The following is a 350-nucleotide window of genomic DNA, read 5'->3' as shown; positions in this document are numbered from 1 at the left end:
TTGCGGAAAATCGCGTATTTAGATTAAATCCTTTCACCATGAGCCAAACTGGTAAAGCGATTTCGAATATCGCTCCAGGGATGTAAAGAACCTCTCCAACATCTAGGCCGGCGATGGACAAAGAACTACTTGCTAACAGACCCGTATACCCAATCAAGCCGATAATGGACAACAACCGTGGAACCAATCTTGATCGATAGAGAATAGAACAAAATAATAAGCTGCCTAAACTCAACACAAGCATGCCCATATCAAATAACAAATAATGGGCTTCCACCGCTAAATCCCCTAAGGTTTGCAAGTAAGAATCACCGGATGTTCCTGCGGATAAAGACTGTTTACTTAACACG

General features: G+C 42.3%; 1 protein-coding gene. It reads right to left on the bottom strand.

Annotated features, from left to right (window positions below):
• Window positions 1-301, bottom strand: a 301-nt coding sequence (locus tag ACNPNW_RS05490; protein ID WP_448766673.1) for a DUF4386 domain-containing protein, incomplete at its 3' end; no start/stop codon positions are given.
• Window positions 302-350: the final 49 nt, after the last annotated feature.

It is taken from the genome of Acinetobacter endophylla, from assembly GCF_053543775.1.
Note: the sequence above shows the minus strand (reverse complement) of the source record. Positions and strands in the feature narration are given on the sequence as shown.